The sequence below is a fragment of the Adonisia turfae CCMR0081 genome (assembly GCF_011009555.1).
In the GTDB taxonomy this organism is placed as follows: domain Bacteria; phylum Cyanobacteriota; class Cyanobacteriia; order Phormidesmidales; family Phormidesmidaceae; genus Leptothoe; species Leptothoe turfae.
On the sequence record NZ_QXHD01000004.1, the window covers coordinates 2,368,881 to 2,385,553 of the forward strand.

The 16,673-nt window shown below is 48.4% G+C and carries 19 protein-coding genes and 1 pseudogene; 10 read left to right on the top strand and 10 right to left on the bottom strand.

The window, feature by feature from the left end:
• The first annotated feature begins 108 nt into the window (after positions 1–108).
• The 4 genes from DXZ20_RS14545 (at position 109) to DXZ20_RS14560 (ending at position 2,301) form a co-directional block, all read left to right on the top strand.
• Positions 109–1,278, top strand: a complete 1,170-nt coding sequence (locus DXZ20_RS14545; RefSeq protein ID WP_163698883.1) for a virulence factor — start codon at positions 109–111, stop codon at positions 1,276–1,278.
• Positions 1,275–1,607, top strand: coding sequence for a DUF4291 family protein (locus DXZ20_RS14550; RefSeq protein WP_163698886.1), 333 nt, complete (start codon positions 1,275–1,277; stop codon positions 1,605–1,607). The genes DXZ20_RS14545 and DXZ20_RS14550 overlap by 4 nt, the downstream gene beginning before the upstream one ends.
• Before the next feature lie 116 nt (positions 1,608–1,723).
• Entirely contained in the window at positions 1,724–1,984 is a 261-nt protein-coding gene (locus tag DXZ20_RS14555) for an AbrB/MazE/SpoVT family DNA-binding domain-containing protein (protein ID WP_163698888.1), read from the top strand.
• The gene (locus DXZ20_RS14560) at positions 1,972–2,301 is read left to right on the top strand and encodes a type II toxin-antitoxin system PemK/MazF family toxin (RefSeq protein ID WP_163698890.1); all 330 of its coding nucleotides are present in this window, start codon (positions 1,972–1,974) and stop codon (positions 2,299–2,301) included. The genes DXZ20_RS14555 and DXZ20_RS14560 overlap by 13 nt, the downstream gene beginning before the upstream one ends.
• Before the next feature lie 292 nt (positions 2,302–2,593).
• Here DXZ20_RS14560 and DXZ20_RS14565 read toward each other — a convergent pair whose 3' ends face one another.
• Together DXZ20_RS14565 and DXZ20_RS14570 are read right to left on the bottom strand one after the other, a co-directional pair.
• Positions 2,594–4,462 (bottom strand): S9 family peptidase, encoded by a 1,869-nt coding sequence (locus tag DXZ20_RS14565; RefSeq protein ID WP_163698892.1) that lies wholly within the window; start codon positions 4,460–4,462, stop codon positions 2,594–2,596.
• Between the two features lie 137 nt (positions 4,463–4,599).
• Complete coding sequence (locus DXZ20_RS14570) at positions 4,600–5,334, bottom strand: nucleotidyltransferase domain-containing protein (protein ID WP_163698894.1); 735 nt, start codon at positions 5,332–5,334, stop codon at positions 4,600–4,602.
• A gap of 360 nt (positions 5,335–5,694) precedes the next feature.
• On the opposite strand from DXZ20_RS14570, the gene DXZ20_RS14575 reads away from it, so the two are divergent.
• The gene (locus tag DXZ20_RS14575; RefSeq protein WP_250564689.1) at positions 5,695–6,279 is read left to right on the top strand and encodes a protein-S-isoprenylcysteine O-methyltransferase; all 585 of its coding nucleotides are present in this window, start codon (positions 5,695–5,697) and stop codon (positions 6,277–6,279) included.
• A gap of 41 nt (positions 6,280–6,320) precedes the next feature.
• Here DXZ20_RS14575 and DXZ20_RS14580 read toward each other — a convergent pair whose 3' ends face one another.
• Positions 6,321–6,551, bottom strand: a complete 231-nt coding sequence (locus DXZ20_RS14580) for a hypothetical protein (RefSeq protein WP_163698896.1) — start codon at positions 6,549–6,551, stop codon at positions 6,321–6,323.
• A 10-nt stretch (positions 6,552–6,561) separates the two neighbouring features.
• On the opposite strand from DXZ20_RS14580, the pseudogene DXZ20_RS14585 reads away from it, so the two are divergent.
• A pseudogene (locus tag DXZ20_RS14585) lies at positions 6,562–6,885 on the top strand (cation diffusion facilitator family transporter); the annotation flags it as partial.
• A 225-nt stretch (positions 6,886–7,110) separates the two neighbouring features.
• Here the strand turns inward: DXZ20_RS14585 and DXZ20_RS14590 are convergent.
• The 3 genes from DXZ20_RS14590 to DXZ20_RS14600 form a co-directional block, all read right to left on the bottom strand.
• Positions 7,111–7,776 (bottom strand): class I SAM-dependent methyltransferase, encoded by a 666-nt coding sequence (locus tag DXZ20_RS14590; protein WP_163703495.1) that lies wholly within the window; start codon positions 7,774–7,776, stop codon positions 7,111–7,113.
• A gap of 75 nt (positions 7,777–7,851) precedes the next feature.
• Complete coding sequence (locus DXZ20_RS14595) at positions 7,852–9,135, bottom strand: TonB-dependent siderophore receptor (RefSeq protein ID WP_163698898.1); 1,284 nt, start codon at positions 9,133–9,135, stop codon at positions 7,852–7,854.
• Positions 9,136–9,260: 125 nt separating this feature from the next.
• Complete coding sequence (locus tag DXZ20_RS14600; RefSeq protein WP_163698900.1) at positions 9,261–10,286, bottom strand: helix-turn-helix transcriptional regulator; 1,026 nt, start codon at positions 10,284–10,286, stop codon at positions 9,261–9,263.
• Between the two features lie 123 nt (positions 10,287–10,409).
• Between DXZ20_RS14600 and DXZ20_RS14605 the strand changes: the two genes are divergently transcribed.
• The 3 genes from DXZ20_RS14605 to DXZ20_RS14615 all read left to right on the top strand — a co-directional run bounded on the left by DXZ20_RS14605 (position 10,410) and on the right by DXZ20_RS14615 (position 12,983).
• On the top strand, positions 10,410–11,240 hold the full coding sequence (locus tag DXZ20_RS14605; protein WP_163698902.1) for an alpha/beta fold hydrolase: 831 nt from the start codon (positions 10,410–10,412) through the stop codon (positions 11,238–11,240).
• A 187-nt stretch (positions 11,241–11,427) separates the two neighbouring features.
• Entirely contained in the window at positions 11,428–12,651 is a 1,224-nt protein-coding gene (locus tag DXZ20_RS14610; RefSeq protein WP_163698904.1) for a saccharopine dehydrogenase family protein, read from the top strand.
• 32 nt (positions 12,652–12,683) lie between these two features.
• Complete coding sequence (locus DXZ20_RS14615) at positions 12,684–12,983, top strand: hypothetical protein (protein ID WP_163660154.1); 300 nt, start codon at positions 12,684–12,686, stop codon at positions 12,981–12,983.
• Here the strand turns inward: DXZ20_RS14615 and DXZ20_RS14620 are convergent.
• The 4 genes from DXZ20_RS14620 to DXZ20_RS14635 all read right to left on the bottom strand — a co-directional run bounded on the left by DXZ20_RS14620 (position 12,952) and on the right by DXZ20_RS14635 (position 15,703).
• The gene (locus DXZ20_RS14620) at positions 12,952–13,422 is read right to left on the bottom strand and encodes a hypothetical protein (RefSeq protein WP_163698906.1); all 471 of its coding nucleotides are present in this window, start codon (positions 13,420–13,422) and stop codon (positions 12,952–12,954) included. The genes DXZ20_RS14615 and DXZ20_RS14620 overlap by 32 nt on opposite strands.
• 347 nt (positions 13,423–13,769) lie before the next feature.
• The gene (locus DXZ20_RS14625) at positions 13,770–14,783 is read right to left on the bottom strand and encodes an NAD-dependent epimerase/dehydratase family protein (protein WP_163698908.1); all 1,014 of its coding nucleotides are present in this window, start codon (positions 14,781–14,783) and stop codon (positions 13,770–13,772) included.
• A gap of 48 nt (positions 14,784–14,831) precedes the next feature.
• Positions 14,832–15,383 (bottom strand): SRPBCC family protein, encoded by a 552-nt coding sequence (locus tag DXZ20_RS14630; RefSeq protein WP_163698909.1) that lies wholly within the window; start codon positions 15,381–15,383, stop codon positions 14,832–14,834.
• Entirely contained in the window at positions 15,380–15,703 is a 324-nt protein-coding gene (locus tag DXZ20_RS14635) for an ArsR/SmtB family transcription factor (RefSeq protein ID WP_163660162.1), read from the bottom strand. The genes DXZ20_RS14630 and DXZ20_RS14635 overlap by 4 nt, the downstream gene beginning before the upstream one ends.
• 417 nt (positions 15,704–16,120) lie before the next feature.
• Here DXZ20_RS14635 and DXZ20_RS14640 point away from each other — a divergent pair, with 417 nt between their 5' ends.
• Complete coding sequence (locus DXZ20_RS14640; RefSeq protein WP_163698912.1) at positions 16,121–16,597, top strand: transposase; 477 nt, start codon at positions 16,121–16,123, stop codon at positions 16,595–16,597.
• The last annotated feature ends 76 nt before the right edge of the window (positions 16,598–16,673 follow it).

Genomic DNA, 16,673 nt, shown 5'->3' on the forward strand with positions numbered 1-16,673 from the left:
TGCAGTCCCCTTAGCCATGCACTATCTCGCTGATGATCTAGGCTAGCAACCCCATGGTCTCCATCGATATATTTAATATGGTTAACTGAGCCCAGTACCATTAAGACCATGCAACTGCTCTCCATCGAAACCACCCCCAGCCCCAACTGCATCAAGCTCAACCTGGATGGGACCATTAGCCCCAAAGCCCTAACCCTAGACAAGGGCAGCACCGTACCCGATACCCCTGCAGTCATTCAACAACTGCTCACCATTGAGGGAGTGAAGTCTGTCTTTGCAGTCCAGGACTTTATCACCCTTACCCGCCAGGGCAGCTCAGACTGGCAATCCATTTTGGCAAAAGCGGCTAAGGCGATTGGTATAGCCGACAATGCGGATGCGAAGCTCCTGACCCAGGTGGCTGAACCGGCACAGCCAGTTAACAATCAGGCCACCAGCTCAAATTTAGGCATGCTCGAAGTGGCAGTCCAGATGTTTCGCGGCATTCCGATACAGGTCAAGGCCACCGCAACAGATGGACAACAGGCCCGAGTTGCATTACCCGACCGCTTTAGTCAGTCACTCCAGCGGGCCATCAGTGAAACGGGCGCTGACTATGTAATGGAACGACGCTGGGACCCCTATCAGGCCCCAGCCGGTGAGCCTGAGCAAGTGGCTCAGCTGGTGGCCGATGAAATCGATAGTTTGTTTGACCCTGAAGAACTGGCCCGGATTGAAGCCGCCGCCGTTAGCGCCATAGCTCAGTCCCCTGACCACGCGGCTCAGCAACAGATGCTTGTGGCTGAGTTGAACGATCCTGACTGGAAAAAGCGGTTAAAGGCACTACAGCAGCTTGATGTGACCACCGATAACTTTGCCGCTGTAGTAGCAGTACTCGATGATGAGAAAAGCGCTATTCGCCGTTGGGCAGCGGCCCTTTTGGGGGCCAGTACTCTAGAGATTGCGGTTGCCCCCCTGTGCCGTGTGGTGCGGCAGGATCCGTCAGCCATGGTCCGTCGAATCGCCGGGGATGCCCTGAGTGATATTGGCGATGCCAGTGCCCTGGCGACGATGGCTGAGGTGCTGACCGATGAGTCTAAATTAGTCCGTTGGCGGGCGGCTCGATTTATGACCGAGCTGGGCGATCAAACGGTGATTGAGCCCCTGCGCCAGGCCGTGGGTCAAGAATCTGAATTTGATGTGCGGGTGGAGATGGCAACAGCCCTGGAACGCATTGAGGACGGTGGCGATACCCAACTGCCCATGTGGATGCGGCTGACCCAGGGAATGGAGGCATGATTAAGGTCGATGCTCGTAATGAATATCGAGAATTATGTCGCAGGATAGAAAATGAAGATGTTGAATCTTTTATTTGTGAAATTGCTCTAAGTCTTGAATCCATTAGTAGGAAAGATCGTCCAATTCAACTGGGCTTACGCGGTGATGTGATTGCAAAATACGCTCGCGAATGGATACCTGATATTCAAGATATTTCTGGCTTTGTTGCCGAACAACGTTCACATGCGAAGTCCCGCGATTACAATCGGCTGTTCACGCCCACTGAGTTTGCTTACCCTGTAACGACTGGAGACGTTGCGGGAAAACTCGGTTTGTCAACTCCGGCATAAACAAACGCCACATAAATACGCCCTGAGGCAGACGAGGTCAATTTCGCACTGCTTGACAGTCCCTTGGCCTGTGATTACGATGTAATTACATGTTCGTGTTCGCAAGTATCTAAACTATGGGCACAGTTATCAGAACTCGGATCGTCAAAATTGGTAACTCTCAAGGCGTTCGCATTCCTAAGCTTCTCTTAGAGCAAAGCGGTATTCATGAAGACGTTGAGATTGAAGTACAGGGTGATTGTCTGACTATTCGCACAGCACACTGTTGGCGTGCCGGATGGGATGAGGCTTTTGCAGCAATGGCTAAGAATCAAGATGATGCACTTCTAGATGATGTCAGCACTACTGATTGGGATCAATCTGAATGGGAATGGTAGTCAAACGTTTCGATGTTTTTCTGGTCAACCTAGACCCCACTGTTGGTAGTGAAATTCAGAAAACGCGACCCTGTGTTGTTATCTCACCGGATGAGATGAACCGTTATATCGCTACGGTTATCATTGCGCCAATGACTACAAAAGGTAAGCAATATCCCACTCGTCTTGTCTGTCAATTTCAAGGCAAAAATGGGCAACTTGTTTTGGATCAAATCCGTACAGTAGATAAAAATCGATTGGTCAAAAAGCTTGGCCGAATCAGTCAAGATGAGCAAAAAATGCTTCTTGATATCTTGGCTGAAATGTTTGCTGAATAGGTTGCCTAACAAGGGCTTGCAACGGAACGGAGAATAAATTTAGATTATGATGCAAAATCATAATCATATCCCCATCCGCTGAAGCCCAAGCCGTTAAACAGCCACTTTCTTGGTCATTGCCCTTAGCATAAGACCAGAACTGCCCTAAATGGTCTGCTAACCTCGTGGTCTGTCAAGCTTCAGCTTTGGGATAAGGTCAGTGAAGGGATAAAGGATAAAAGTGCTGGGGAGACATACAGATAATCATTGCTGACATTCTCCGAGTCTCCCTGGCACCGATCTCCCTAGCCCACTATTTCACCACGCCGCAGTGCCCTTCCACGTCAGCGGCAGGTTCAGCACGACCACCGATATACTTCGCCAGAAATGCCTCCACGATGCCATAGAAGTGCAAGCGGTTTTCTGGGCGCGCAAACCCGTGACCTTCGTCGGTATACAGGACGTATTCAACCGGCTTGCCAGCCCTATGCATGGCCTCAACAATCTGTTCACTTTCCGCTTCTTTAACGCGAGGGTCGTTAGCACCCTGACCAATGAGCAAGGGCTTCTCGATGCGGTCAACAAAAAACAAGGGAGATCGCTCTTTGAGCATCTCTTCTTCGGTTTCAATATCGCCCACACGATGGGCAAACATGGCCATCATCGGTTGCCAATAGGGGGGCACGCTGCGAATTAGGGTGATCAAATTGGATGGGCCGACAATATCTACACCGCAGGCAAACACATCTGGGGTAAAGGTTAACCCCGCCAGGGTGGCATAGCCACCGTAGGAACCGCCCATAATCGCCACTTTAGTACGGTCGGCAATGCCCTGGTTACAAAGCCAATCTACGGCATCGATCAGATCGTCGTGCATGGTTTTGCCCCACTGGCGATTGCCCGCGTTAAGAAAGTCTTTGCCATAGCCATTGGACCCTCGGAAGTTCACCTGTAGGACAGCGTAGCCTCGATTTGCCAACCACTGTACAGGCGGGTTTAGGCCCCACATATCCCGCACCCAAGGACCGCCATGGACAAACAGCACCGTGGGTAGATTTTTAGCTTCGATGCCCACCGGCAAGGTCAAATAGCCGTGGATGGTGAGACCGTCGCGAGCCTGGTATTCGATGGGTTCCATCGACGCCAGGGCCAGATCTTCTAGTTTGGGCTGGTTACTAAATAGGTAGGTGGCGTCTTTACGATTACGATCATAGCGATAGTAGTATACTGGACCATCGTCAGTGAGATAAGCCACCAGCCATATATCATCGGCTGTAGTGCGTGAGCTAATGACAAACTGACCGGGACGCACCTGGGCCAAGGCCTCAAAATCGCCTCGAATAGCCTCGTCAAGTACCGTCCATTCTTCCTTGGCTTTATAGACAGAAACGGCCTGGATGGTGTGCTCAGTGGGGTGGGTGACGATATTACTAATGTCGTACTGGGGGTCTGCGGCAATCACAGTTTCAGTACGAGCCGCTAGATCGAGGGCAATAAAGCGTTGGGCATTGGCATCGTGGGTGCCCACAACGTAAAGAGTGTTGCCATCTTTAGAGAATCCAACGGCACCGCCCTCGTCATCTGGTCCCCAGCGGCGCAAACTCTCCCAGGCATCATCGGCAGTAGCGCGATAAAGCAGTTCGGAGCCGCCATCGGGGGTGGCTGCCGTGGCTGCACGGATCTGGAACTGATGGTCGGCGGTCCAGCTTACGATATTGCCAGGATTATCGGTGTCAAACTCCACTGCACCCGTGGTGAGATTGATGCTGTAAACGTCGAACTTCTGACGATCCTTCAGGTTAAGGCTGACTAGAGCTCGGTCGGGAAAGTCAGGATCTAGTTCGATAGGGTTAGCTTTAACGCCCTGGAAGGGGGTGAGGTCACGGACCATGCTAGTGGTGACATCCACTAAATAAAGATGGAAGTTTTCATCACCATCGGCATCTTGCAGATAAATTAACTGATTTTCCTGGTATGTCCAAAAATATGACCGAATACCGCGTTTTTTATCCTGGGTGAGCTGACGATCATCGCCGCCTGGTTCCTGTAGCCACACTTGTAGAACGTTATTGGCATCCGGCGCAATATACGCCAGGTATTTGCCATCCGGGGACAGGCGTGGACTGGTGCGCTGGGGGTTTCCAAACAGAGTGGCGCGCGGAATCAGGGGCGGTAGGCTCATCGTGACCGTGGTTTCAAGTTATGTTTGCTTTTCTATCTTGCCTTATGGGTTGCTTTCTGGAGATTGTCAGGGTAGCTAGCTGATTTTGATGACGGTGTACCCTATGGTTTAGAGCCAATAACCTGTTTAGATAGGGGTTAGATAGGTTTTTTCCAGGAAACAGGGGCAACAAGTTTATACCCCTCAAATAACCAACCACCCTCTGGCATTAGCATATTCTCTACTACCCCTATAAGCTGATCAGTCTCTCCATGGGCAAATAGAGCTGCAAAGCTGTCTTCAAACTGAGCAGCAAACTGAGGGGAAACTTGCTGCAATCGTTTGGGAATTGTCTTGCCTGTGGCAGACCAGAGATTCCGACTACGCAGATAATGATTTGCCACCGCATCATATAGCTGAGTACCAGAAGCTATCAGTTCTGCCCTTGAGCGCGGTGCTCGAATATCATCGATCAGCTCTGTAATGGCATAGCGTGACCTATCGATGGCGTCTTTGTCCCAGACCGGTGGACCGTCATCTAAAATATCGTCCGCTAGCTGCTTCAGCTCTCTGGATAGCTCGCTCGGCTGGGGTATCTCGATTCCTTCACTCACCATAGCGGACAAAGAAGGTATCCCTGTGGGGCTATCGACCTCAAAGAAAAAGTACCTCAGCGTTTCAGGATCATGGACAAATGCTTCGACGGGCCAGCCTTCAAACTGAAAAGATTCTCGATATGCCGCAGGCAGTTGTTGAAAGACAACAACAAGATCAAGATCTGAAGTGGCGGTACCTTCACCACGAATGACAGAACCTGCTAAGAAGATAACGTCTGCATCTGGATAGCGATCTTGTTGAATTTTGGTCGCGATCGCAATTAACTCGTCTGTCATAGGGATATTCACTATGCTGAACCCGTACAAGCTCAATAGTAAAGAGTTTTACCCGATCTTGGCATCGGAGTAGACCCAGGGGAAATTATTGATAGTTAATCTCAATAATCTTAAGTTATTGAGATAATATGTCAGTTTGCATGTTAGTTAATTGTCTGCGATCGAACCTCCTTTTATGGGGGGGGCAGGTGAGGACGCAGTTTTGGGGAAGAGATAGCGAAAGGGAGAACATTACAAAAGGTTGAGGGGGTGTCATTCCTGTGGGCCTTCGCTATGATAGTGGAAAGTTATTGCGAAAGATTCTTAATTGCTAGATTACGAATTTTGCTCAGCTCAAAATTGGCAAGTAAGAGGTCAATCATGGACACCCTCACTCTCAAAATCATCTTCTTAGTATTCTTTGGACTCACAGGGGTTATCCGCAAACCCTATCAGCGAGAAATTAAGAGCAATACCATAATCGATAATCGTAAGACGCCTCTAGAGAATGGCTTATTAGCATTTGTTCTGCTGGGGATGTGTGTTTTGCCCTTGATTTATATTTTTACGCCGTTGTTCAATTTTGCTAATTATTCACTGCCGGTTGGGGCGAATGTTTTAGGAATTGTGACATTTGCGATCGCGCTCTACCTATTCTGGCGGTCTCACCATGACCTAGGAAAAAATTGGTCGCCCACGTTACAGGTCCGAGAAGACCATACGTTAATTACCAAAGGTATTTATCAGAATATCCGTCATCCGATGTATACAGCAATTTGGCTATGGGTTATTGCCCAAGCACTGTTGTTAACCAACTGGATTGTCGGTCTCTCAGGGGTGATCACCTTCGGTACCCTGTACTTTTTCCGGGTAGGTAATGAAGAGAATATGATGCTAGAGCAATTTGGAGAACAATATCAGGCCTATCGACAACGGACGAAGCGCTTGGTGCCGTTTCTTTTTTAATTTCCCCACCCATGTTCAAACCCTACGCTCGCATCTTGTCCTTAATCCAGCGGATGTCCCATGGCTATTTTAGCAGAGACGTCCGTCGCTGATATGGCTAAGTTCTCATTTAACAGTTGCTGATTAATCAGCAGAACTAGCCCCTCGCGTAAATTTTCATTGCAAAACTGTTCCTTGCCAAACTGTTCAGGCAAAGTCAACGTACCCTCAAAATCGGAACTAGATTCTTCTTGCGTTACCGGCATTGCTGAAGATGCCCGTTTTCCAATCATTATCAATTCCATGCATATACATATTCTTGACCAGTGGAAACATTCTCACGACTTTTCTAACGATCAGGGTCGTGCAGAAAAAAATACCAAGGTAGTCATGCTGTTTACAGCCGTCACCATGGTGGCTGAGATTGTGGCTGGAACAATTTTTGGGTCAATGGCTTTGCTAGCTGATGGTTGGCACATGGCAACCCATGTCGCCGCCTTTGGCATCACGATTTTTGCCTATCAATATGCCCGAAACCATACCTCCGACCCTAAATACACCTTTGGTACAGGAAAGGCCAGTGTGCTTGGCGGTTTTGCCAGTGTCGTTGCCCTTGTTGTCATCGCTGTATAGAGGTTTCAACCCAGAGTGCTATGAGATAAATTGAACAAATAAAATATCCCACTCTAGTCTGTTTAAGACAGGGCAGAATTTCTCGCAGTGGCCATGAAGGAATGTGAGATCGCACCCCCGTTAATGTAATTTTCAAAGGTTTTGTTTATCCCAACTCTGCAGACCGTTTTTCAAAATTATAGCTTCAGCGCTAGATAAGAGTTTTAGAGACTAAGAGTTTTAGAGACGCTTCATTGCTAAGGTCAACCCGTCGGCGATGGGTAACATGCTTAGCTCAATGCGTTCATCCTGGTGGAGGGTCTGATTCAAGTCTCGTAGTGCTTGTGTATCAGGATCGATAATATCTGGATCGGCTACAGCTCCAGACCACAGAACATTGTCGATGGCGATCAGTCCACCGGGTCTGAGTAATTCTAAAGACTTTTCGTAATAGTGGATATAGTTGCTCTTATCGGCATCGATAAAGACAAAGTCAAAGGTGCCTGACTGTCCTGTGAAGATTAAGTGATTTAAGGTCTCAATGGCATGTGCCAAGTGCAGATTAATTTTGTCAGCGACGCCAGCGGCTTGCCAGTAGCGGCGGGCGATTTCTGTATACTCTTCACTCACATCGCAGGCGGTGAGGGTGCCATCTGAAGGCAACGCCAGCGCCATCCACAGGGCGCTATAGCCAGTAAACGTGCCAATCTCCAACACTTTTTTAGCCCCCATTAGCCGCAGCAGTAGGGCCATAAATTGGCCCTGATACGGTGAGATTTGTATACTACTCACGGGATGTTGGGCGGCCTCCTGACGCAGCTGGGTCAAAATTTGGGGCTCGCGTAGAGAAACAGAGAGCAGGTAGTTATAAAGATGTGATAAAAGTTGTCCAGAATTGTCTCTGATCCCTGGGGAATACAGGTTTCTCCCGTGGCATGCTGAACTGGCCGACAGTTGGCGATGGGCGCAGAGGACCCACCATCAGAACTGCCATGACACCTGTGCTGACACGGTTAAGGGCTGACCTGGAACAATCTCTAGCTCATTGCCACCGCGAGAGGCTTCAAAAAAGTCAATATCAAACAGGTTTTCCACATTGATTTGGGCTCGAAAGCGATCGCGTTGATAATACACCAGCGCATCGGAACGGACATAGGACGATAGCTCAAAGGTGTTGTCAAGATCTCCTTCTCGCTCTCCCGTAAAGAACAGTCCCAAGCCAAATCCTAACCCCTCAAGGGAGCCCTGCTGTAGCTCATAAACTGTCCATAAACTCCCTGAATGACGTGGCACATTAAAGAGCGTGTCTCCCTCTTCAAAAACTTCGTCTTCCGTAATTTCGGCATCCGTGAGTGCATAGCTAGCAATCACATTCCAGCCGGGTAAAATTTCACCTTGCACATCTAACTCAATGCCTCGACTGCGTTGTTCTCCGGTTTGAATTTGAAACAGCCCATTATCTGGATCGGTCGTAAGGACGTTGGTGCGGGTCAGGTCAAAGAAGGCAAGATTTGCAAATAGCTTATCTTGCAACAAATTTGCCTTAATACCCAGCTCATATTGGGTGCCGCGCTCCGGTCGAAAGGAGTCTCTGGTAAAGGTTTGTCCGGCCTGGGGAGTAAAGGAGCGGGCATAGCTGCCATAGAGAGAGACATCCTCGCTGGGTTGATACACTAAACCCACGCGGGGGCTAAAGGCTTCATCTTGTTGAAACTCGTCGGTTTGTGCGATCGCATCATCATTGGTCACCCCGGCAATATCAAATCGCCCCCCCAGCACCAAGATCAGATTATCCGTAAACGAAATCTGATCTTGAGCGTAGATCCCCAACGAATCGGTGCGACTAAAAACATCTTGCCGAAGCACCTCAAAGCCAACGTTATCAGGGCTGTACACCGGATTGAAAATATCAATCGGGTCTAGAAAATTAGCCACCAATCGATCCGTTAAATTTTCCCTGGCCAGTTCCACCCCCACCAGCAGCTGATGGTCAATGGAGCCTGTGTTAAAACGTCCCACTACACTGTTGTTTAGGACATAGCTATCGCGGTCAGTATCCACATCCACCCCTAACTCTGTGGGGTTTACCTGGACGTCAATCACCTGGACAAATGCCTGAGCCAGGGAGTGTTCTCCTTGGACTATGGAAGGACCTGATAGATGATTGGGTCGGACAGTCTCCTCAGCCCAGGCTGATTGGCCCAACAGTGCCAAACTTGATGCCAAGAGCGACACGATCCGATACCCCATATCCTGCTTACCCATAGCCTCACACTCACGCATCTAAAGTCAATCAAGAAAGATTCCTAATAAACTTGACGATACGGGATTTGATAAATTTAAGGTTGTCGCAAACGGATTTTTTTTCTGTCCGATCAGGATTTTTTTCGTCACGCCTTAAACTGACGGCGATAATCGCTGGGAGTCAGGTCTGTATGTCGCTTGAAGGCATGGCAAAATCGGCTAGGACTGGCATAGCCCAACCGTTCGGCGACATCCGCAATTCTCAAGCCGCGATCGCACAGTAGATGCTGAGCCTGCTCCATCCGACAGGCATGCACATACCCAAACACCGTTGTATCAAACACCTGACGAAAGCCTCGCTTGAGCTTATAGTCATTTAGCCCCACCTGCCTGGCCAGCTCCAGCAGAGAGGGTGGGTCGTTAAATTTTTGTCTCAGAATGTCTCGCGCTAGCTGCAACCGTTCAATATCACCTGACCGTAATTTAGGAGACACCAAATCTGACCGCTGTACCTTGCTCAGGTGATGAAACTGCAGTGCCAAAAGCTCCAACACCTTGCTTTCTAAATACATACGTTTTACGGCCCCGCGATAGGGACAGTCCAGCAGCAGCTGGAGAATCTGTTGCATCATCGGAGTGGTGTGATTCAACGATTGATGAAAACTATCCACGGCTTTCCCCTGGGCCAGCTGTCGCAATGGGGGCGGCGCATCTTCCTGGGCAAACCCAAATGAGCGCAGTCGTTCAAAATCAATGGCAATGCCGAGATTTTTGTGGGGTTGTTCAGCCGGGTAGTATTCAATCGATTGCGCCTCAGCAATATGGCACAGACAGGTTTCACCCGCAGTTTCCTCACGATCATCTTCGAGCTGAATACCAGGGTTAATGGTGCGGTGCCCCCCCAGCAAATAAAAATTGGACAGCAGCTTGTCTTTGGTAGTGGAGTGATAGTTTAACTGTAGCGATCGCACATACCAGCTGGTATAAATATAGAGCGTTAGCCCTGGCTGTAGCCTAATAACTCGTTTCTCACCTTTTCCCAATCGCTGGGGAATAGATTGCCAGCATTCAATCCCGTTCCATTTCCAGGCCACCTCACCACACTCACTGGCTTCTTGCCAAATGGCATCATATTCGACTTGAGTAATGGTCCGAGCGTGATTGAGGGGCATGGGACTGCTCTCAGGTTAGTCATGGGTGCACTGGCTGTCCTTCCAGGAGAAGTAGTTAGCTAGCAATTGGGAATTATTCTTAACTAGAATAGACGGAGAGTCAAGCTATGCAAATATTGCGCAATGTCAAAACAATTTATTGTCCTTAAGGACGGCAAAATTGCCTATCAAGTATACGGACAAGGACAACACACTCTACTCCTATTTCATGGTCTGCTCGGCAGCTCGTGGCTCGGCGATGAATGGATACAGGCCATCGAACAAGCAGGTGTACGCTGCATCGTACTAGAACGACCGGGCTATGGAGACTCGTCTATTTTTTCCATAGAATGTGTTGCCGACTGGAATATTATCTTTGCTCAACTCATCCATGCTTTGAATATTCAATCTGCCATTGCCATCGGCTGTTCCGCTGGGGCGGTTTATGCCTATGCAACGGCCTTTGCGTTTCCTGACATCATTACCCATGTTTGGGTATTAGATGGTGTGCCTGCTGTCTTTTTAGAAACTGTTATTCGTCACTATTCCCATGACGATCAAGCCACCTATAACCGTTTCTTAGTCAGCCCCATTGCCGAGATTCAGGATGACTATGCAACGTGGCTAGAGGCTTTTTCTGAGCAGCAATCTGATCATCCCTATATGCTCAACATATTGAAAGATGCTCGCGCCAACCACCATATCGGCATGGCCCGAGAAAGTCAGCTGCAGATTCGCCCTTGGGGATTTGATATCTCAGCCATTCAACAACCGGTGACGCTATGGCATGCGGAGCATGATGCCATGGTGCCCTACAATGCTGCACAAGAGATGACCCAGGTGCTCGCCAACAGTACCCTGATTACGGCCCAAGACCTGGACATATCATCAGAACAAACTATCCATTCAGAAAGCATATCCCAAGGTTTTTTGCACCTGGTAGAACAATTGCAGGATTATAGAGGCGCTGATTAGGGCAAAGGTCCAACATAAATTAAGTCATGATTTTCCAGCCATGCGGTACAAAGATGCAGAAATAGCTCGCAGGATTCTCCACCTAAAGCAAGCACCAGAGCCACCCATAAACGATTATAGCGTATACAATTAGCCAATCTCTAAAAGGTTGTTAGCCTCCATCAACTAGAACAATAGGGAAATTTTCATGGCTTATCAAACTCCCCACTACAATTTAGTTGTTTTTGGTGCAACCGGATTTGTTGGCCGTATCCTCTGCCAGTATTTGTTAAATCAGGTTGGGGTAAACGGTGCTGTTAAGTGGGCGATCGCAGGTCGTTCCCAGGCTAAATTAAATGCCCTGGTGTCTGATCTAGGAGCCAACGGCTTACCCCAAATCATTGCAGATGTCTCCGATGAGGCCAGCCTGCGGCATATGTGCGACCAAACCCAGGTTGTTATCTCCACCGTTGGTCCTTATGCCCTGTATGGGGAACCGCTGGTTAAGGTGTGTGCGGAGACTGGCACTGACTATTGTGATCTGACCGGAGAGCCCCAGTGGATTCGACAGATGAGTCAGCGGTACAGTGCTACTGCTGAGCAATCCGGGGCGCGGATTGTTCACTGCTGTGGGTTTGACTCGATTCCGTCTGATTTAGGTGTGTATTATCTGCAGCAGCAGGCAAAACAACGGTTTGGGAGAGTTTGCGATCGCATCAAAATGCGGGTAAAAGCAGCCATGGGCGGTGTCTCGGGGGGTACCGTTGCCAGTGGCATTAATGTGGTGAAAGAGGCCAGTGTCGATCCGGCCCTGCGTCAGGAGTTGGATAACCCCTATTCCCTTTGCCCCAGCCAGTCCACAGAGCATCCCCCAACGCTGGTGCCAGTGCAGTACGATCAGGACTTTCAAGGGTGGGTGTCGCCATTTGTGATGGCGGCCATTAATACCCGCATAGTGCTGCGGTCCAATGCCTTGCTGGATTATGCCTATGGCAAACAGTTTCAGTATGACGAGGCAGTATTGACTGGGCCTAATGCTACAGGCTGGCTGGTGGCTCAGGGGCTTAGTGTTAGTTTAGTCGGTGTGGCGGCGGCCATGGCATTCTCACCGACGCGCTGGTTATTGGAGACTATGCTGATTCCTAAACCAGGGGAAGGACCAAGTCAGGCAGCCCAGGAGCAAGGGTTTTATGATTTGCGATTCTGGGGGACAACTGCTGAGGGACAGACTATTCAGGTTAAGGTGACGGGCGATCGCGATCCGGGCTATGGGTCCACAGCTAAGATTTTGGGCCAGGCAGGGCTATGTTTGGCGGAGGATTTTCCACCGTCTCTTAAAGCAGGAGGATTTTGGACACCGGCGTCGATGTTTGGCGATGTTTTGATCGAACGTTTGGTGAAAGATGCAGGATTGACGTTTGAGGTGTGCTGATACACTGAAAAGTCACTTGTTAATCTCGATCCGTGAACCCTTTATCACAAGCTGAGCTACTTCAAATTGCCCGCTCCATTACCGGCTTTAGGCGATATACCGATATCGATTTAAGCGAAGGCAACCCACCCCTAGAATTTAGTTGGTTAAATCCTGACGATATTGTTATGGGTGGTGTTGGATTTGCGTTTTATTACAACACCATCGAACAAGCTAGAGAACTTCGAAACACCTTACAGCAAGGGTATTACACTAACTGTCTGGCTACTTCTAATGGTGTTCCTGTAACGTTTGTTTGTCTCAGTGATGAGATTGAGAGTCGATATCTTTAAACTCTTTGCTTAGCCGAGTCAAAAACTGAGTGGGTTTATTCCAGCCATTGGCTTTAAACCAACTTAGTTTACGAATCGACCCACCACGAATGCCTGTCCAGTTAAGGACGTCTAACGTATCGTTGTCAGTAAGCTTGTAACGGGTTTGTAATGCCTGCCATATATCTCCTTCAACCGTTACTGGTGGATCGGCTCGAAACGTAATGCCTTGGGGACTGATAACTACGAGTTCTATGGGCTCTATTGGAAATCTGTTGACTAGGCTAATCATCTCTGCTATCGATTTCAGCTCAGTCCCTGGGACAACTATGACACAGGGCTTCTGGTAGGCTTTGAGTTCGTCGTTGAGCCACTCATAGGATTGCTGAGGGGTAAACTGACTCTCACTAAAGATGTCTGAGTGTATGACTTGCAGTTTGAATTGGTGGCCTAGCTCCATATGGATACCTGTAGGAACTGTCTGTCGCTGACATGATGGTAGCAAATCTATAAAGTTTGGAAACTTGGAAAAGTATCGGTGTGCACTTCTCACCTTAACTGCTATGAACAAATTTGACTGGCATTTGGACCCAATTCCTAAAACCACATGTACTCACAATCAGTATCTAATATGGGTTGGATGAAAGAGAATGTGAAAAAACGATGGGCGATGCTGTTAAGGAGTAGCATCGTCAGCAGGCGTTAAAGTGATTTGAACTAACTATGCGGTTGAGCGGCAGCAGAACAACCATAACGAAAGATGAAAAGACTATCCACTGTCTGCTCCAACCGAATGGTTATCCTGCTTTACCTTGAAGCTAAAATAGCATCTTCTATCGCATAGTCTAAAAGTCCCGTGGCTGAAAATACTTCTGGGGGATTTGCTCGCTCCCAAGCAATTGTTCGCCTTAATGCTTCATCCCGAGCAATTGTCTCAGTATAGCCCAACTCTTCACGAATACGAGTGGAGTCGGTCAGCCAGTCCTGTTCAGTATTTAAAGAAACACTATTTGGAGGCAGATGGATTTTTGATGCAATTACAATGTCACCGCGCCAACCCACAATTTGTCCGATTGCGCCAATTAATTCTGCTTGGGACAATACAGATGATTCTGCAACATTATAAGTACGATTTGTTGCACGTTCATCCGTTGCGGCAAGAACGATCGCGGCTGCGACATTCTCAACATAGCCATAGCATCCGTGCCAGTGAGCATAGCCCTCCTCTAACACAATGACAGGACGCTTATCGTCCATACGCTTAATGTAGGGGTAGAAGCGATGTTGATAATCTCCCACGCCATACACCATCGGTAATCGCAGAACTGTTCCTGGCAAGCTTGAGTCACTGGCAACGACTCGTTCAACGAGAATTTTATCGTAGTCGGGAGGCAGGCTTGACTGGATTCCAACAGCTTGATATGGATAAAGTTGTGATCGCAATGGTGCATCTTCAGCCAATGGAACTGGATCAATCATGCCTGTTTCACGTCCCCAAAGGATGTCACGGGCGCGGTAAACATCTTGACTGCTAATGGTGACGATTCGCCTAGCAACTCCCTTAAATGTTTCCATCGTGCTTCGTGCATGCGCTTCAGTGAGGGCAATCATATCAATGACGACATCGGGAGCGAGTTGTTGGAAGGTCTGCCGATAATCTGTTAAATTCTGACGATCGCCCCGAATATGATTCACTTGTTGGGGCAAATTCGCGGGTGTTACGCCTCGATTGAATACGCTAACTTCATGCCCTTCTTGCAGTAATTGCTGAGTGACGCAGCGACCAATAAACCAAGTGCCTCCAATGACTAATATTTTCATAGGTTTTCTCCTCTGGTAGTTTCTGTAGTGGCGCAAATTAGAGAATCCTTACAGATGCGATTGTATTAGCAATTCTGCTAATCGTTGTTCTAACCAGTAATGCCAATTTGTTCGACGATTTAGGGACTCTAAGACTTGATGTGAATCATTTTTCACCATGCATGATGCTGGCTGTAACGGAGGCATTGCTGGGATTGGAGCTGTGAAATGGTCATTCATTGTGGCACGAGCGGCTCGATCAATGATAGAAATTCCAAATCCAGGAACCGACGTAGCCGCCTCGGAACGATGATAAAGTTGTACCTGAGTCCCGTCTTCAACGGGGGCTAAAATCCAAGTCACTCGTGAGGGTTCACTCGTTGGGTGCTCTTTCCAGCTATAAACAAGGCGCTTTGGTGCTTCTATCTCAAGTACTTCACAGTAGATCGTGAGTTTTTGTCCTAGCGGGGAACAACGTTGAAATTGAAACTGATGCCCTAAGCAAGCTTCAAAATCGTTGTCCATCATCCAAGCGTTTAAAGCGCGACGATCGGTCAGTGCCTTCCAAACTCGCTCTGGTGGGTGAGGGTAAAACACTTCCAGTACAACATCCTGGCTCATGATTGTTCCTCCAAATATTCACCCAGAGCATCCAGTTTTATTTTCCAAAATTGTTCGTACTGGCTCACCCAATCCGAGACTTGTTTAAGTGGTGTTGGATTTAATCGGTAGATGCGCTGTCGTCCATTGCGTTGCTGAGTCACTAATCCTACGTCGCATAACACATGTAGATGCTGTGAAACGGCGGGTAGAGATATCGCAAAGGGTTCCGCAAGTTGCTTTACAGGTTGTTCGCCCTGCTGTAACTGATCGAGAATGGCACGACGAGTGGGATCTGCGATCGCTTGAAAAATGTCGGAGCTGGCAGTGGTTCGACTCATCAAAAATATTTAAGTGAATGCTTAATTGAAATATACTTAAGCATTCACTTAAATGTCAAGCCCTTCCTCAGCCAAAAAATCAGCAGGATAACTACGCGTTATCCAGAAACGTTCTGGATAAACGCCCTATAACCGAATGGCACTGATGTAAAAGGCAAAGAAAAGGCCCCAGGCATGATGATCTGAGAAAATCAAAACCTGGAAGCCCAACATACTGCCTTGACTATGCCGAATCGTGCGGAGATCCTCGTGGGAAAAGTTGGGGATTGGCGACCATCGTGTTGTTTGGCACCGTCCCACGAGGTGTCCTCAGTCGATGTCTCAAGACGCATTCGAGGCCTTACCGATGACCCTTGAGGTGAGAGAAGTCCATCTGCTGATACAACACCATGATGATTTCGGTTGGACGAAATCATCATGGTGACGACCTTGCAGGATCCCAAATGGTATCCGAAAGCCAAGTTAGCCGATCTCTATCAGCTACATTGGGAGGCTGCTGAGGTGAATCTCAGACATCTCAAGACAACCTTAGGCATGGAACTGCTGGCGGCCAAAACACCCGAGATGGTTCGTAAAGATCTCTGGGTCCATCTACTGGCTTACAACCTGTTGCGTAGCTTAATGTTGCAGACCAACAAGTACACAACCGTCAAGACTCCAAGGCTTTCATTACAGGGTACTCGGCAACAGTTTAACCAGTTCAGGTCTGAACTGGTTAGCGCTAAAGCGTCGGAGCGGCAACCACTCTATCACGCGTTGTTGACTAGTGCTGGAACACTCATTGTTCCTCTACGGCCTCATCGTTGTGAACCGAGAGTCGTTAAGCGTAGGCCCAAGCCCTACCCCAGAATGCAGCAACCTCGCTCAGTTCTTAAAGCTAAACTGGTGGCTTGATTCAAGCTACGTCAGTGACATTCGCCTATACACGCTCATTAGTAAATAATATAGGCTGAACCCATTCCGTTTTACT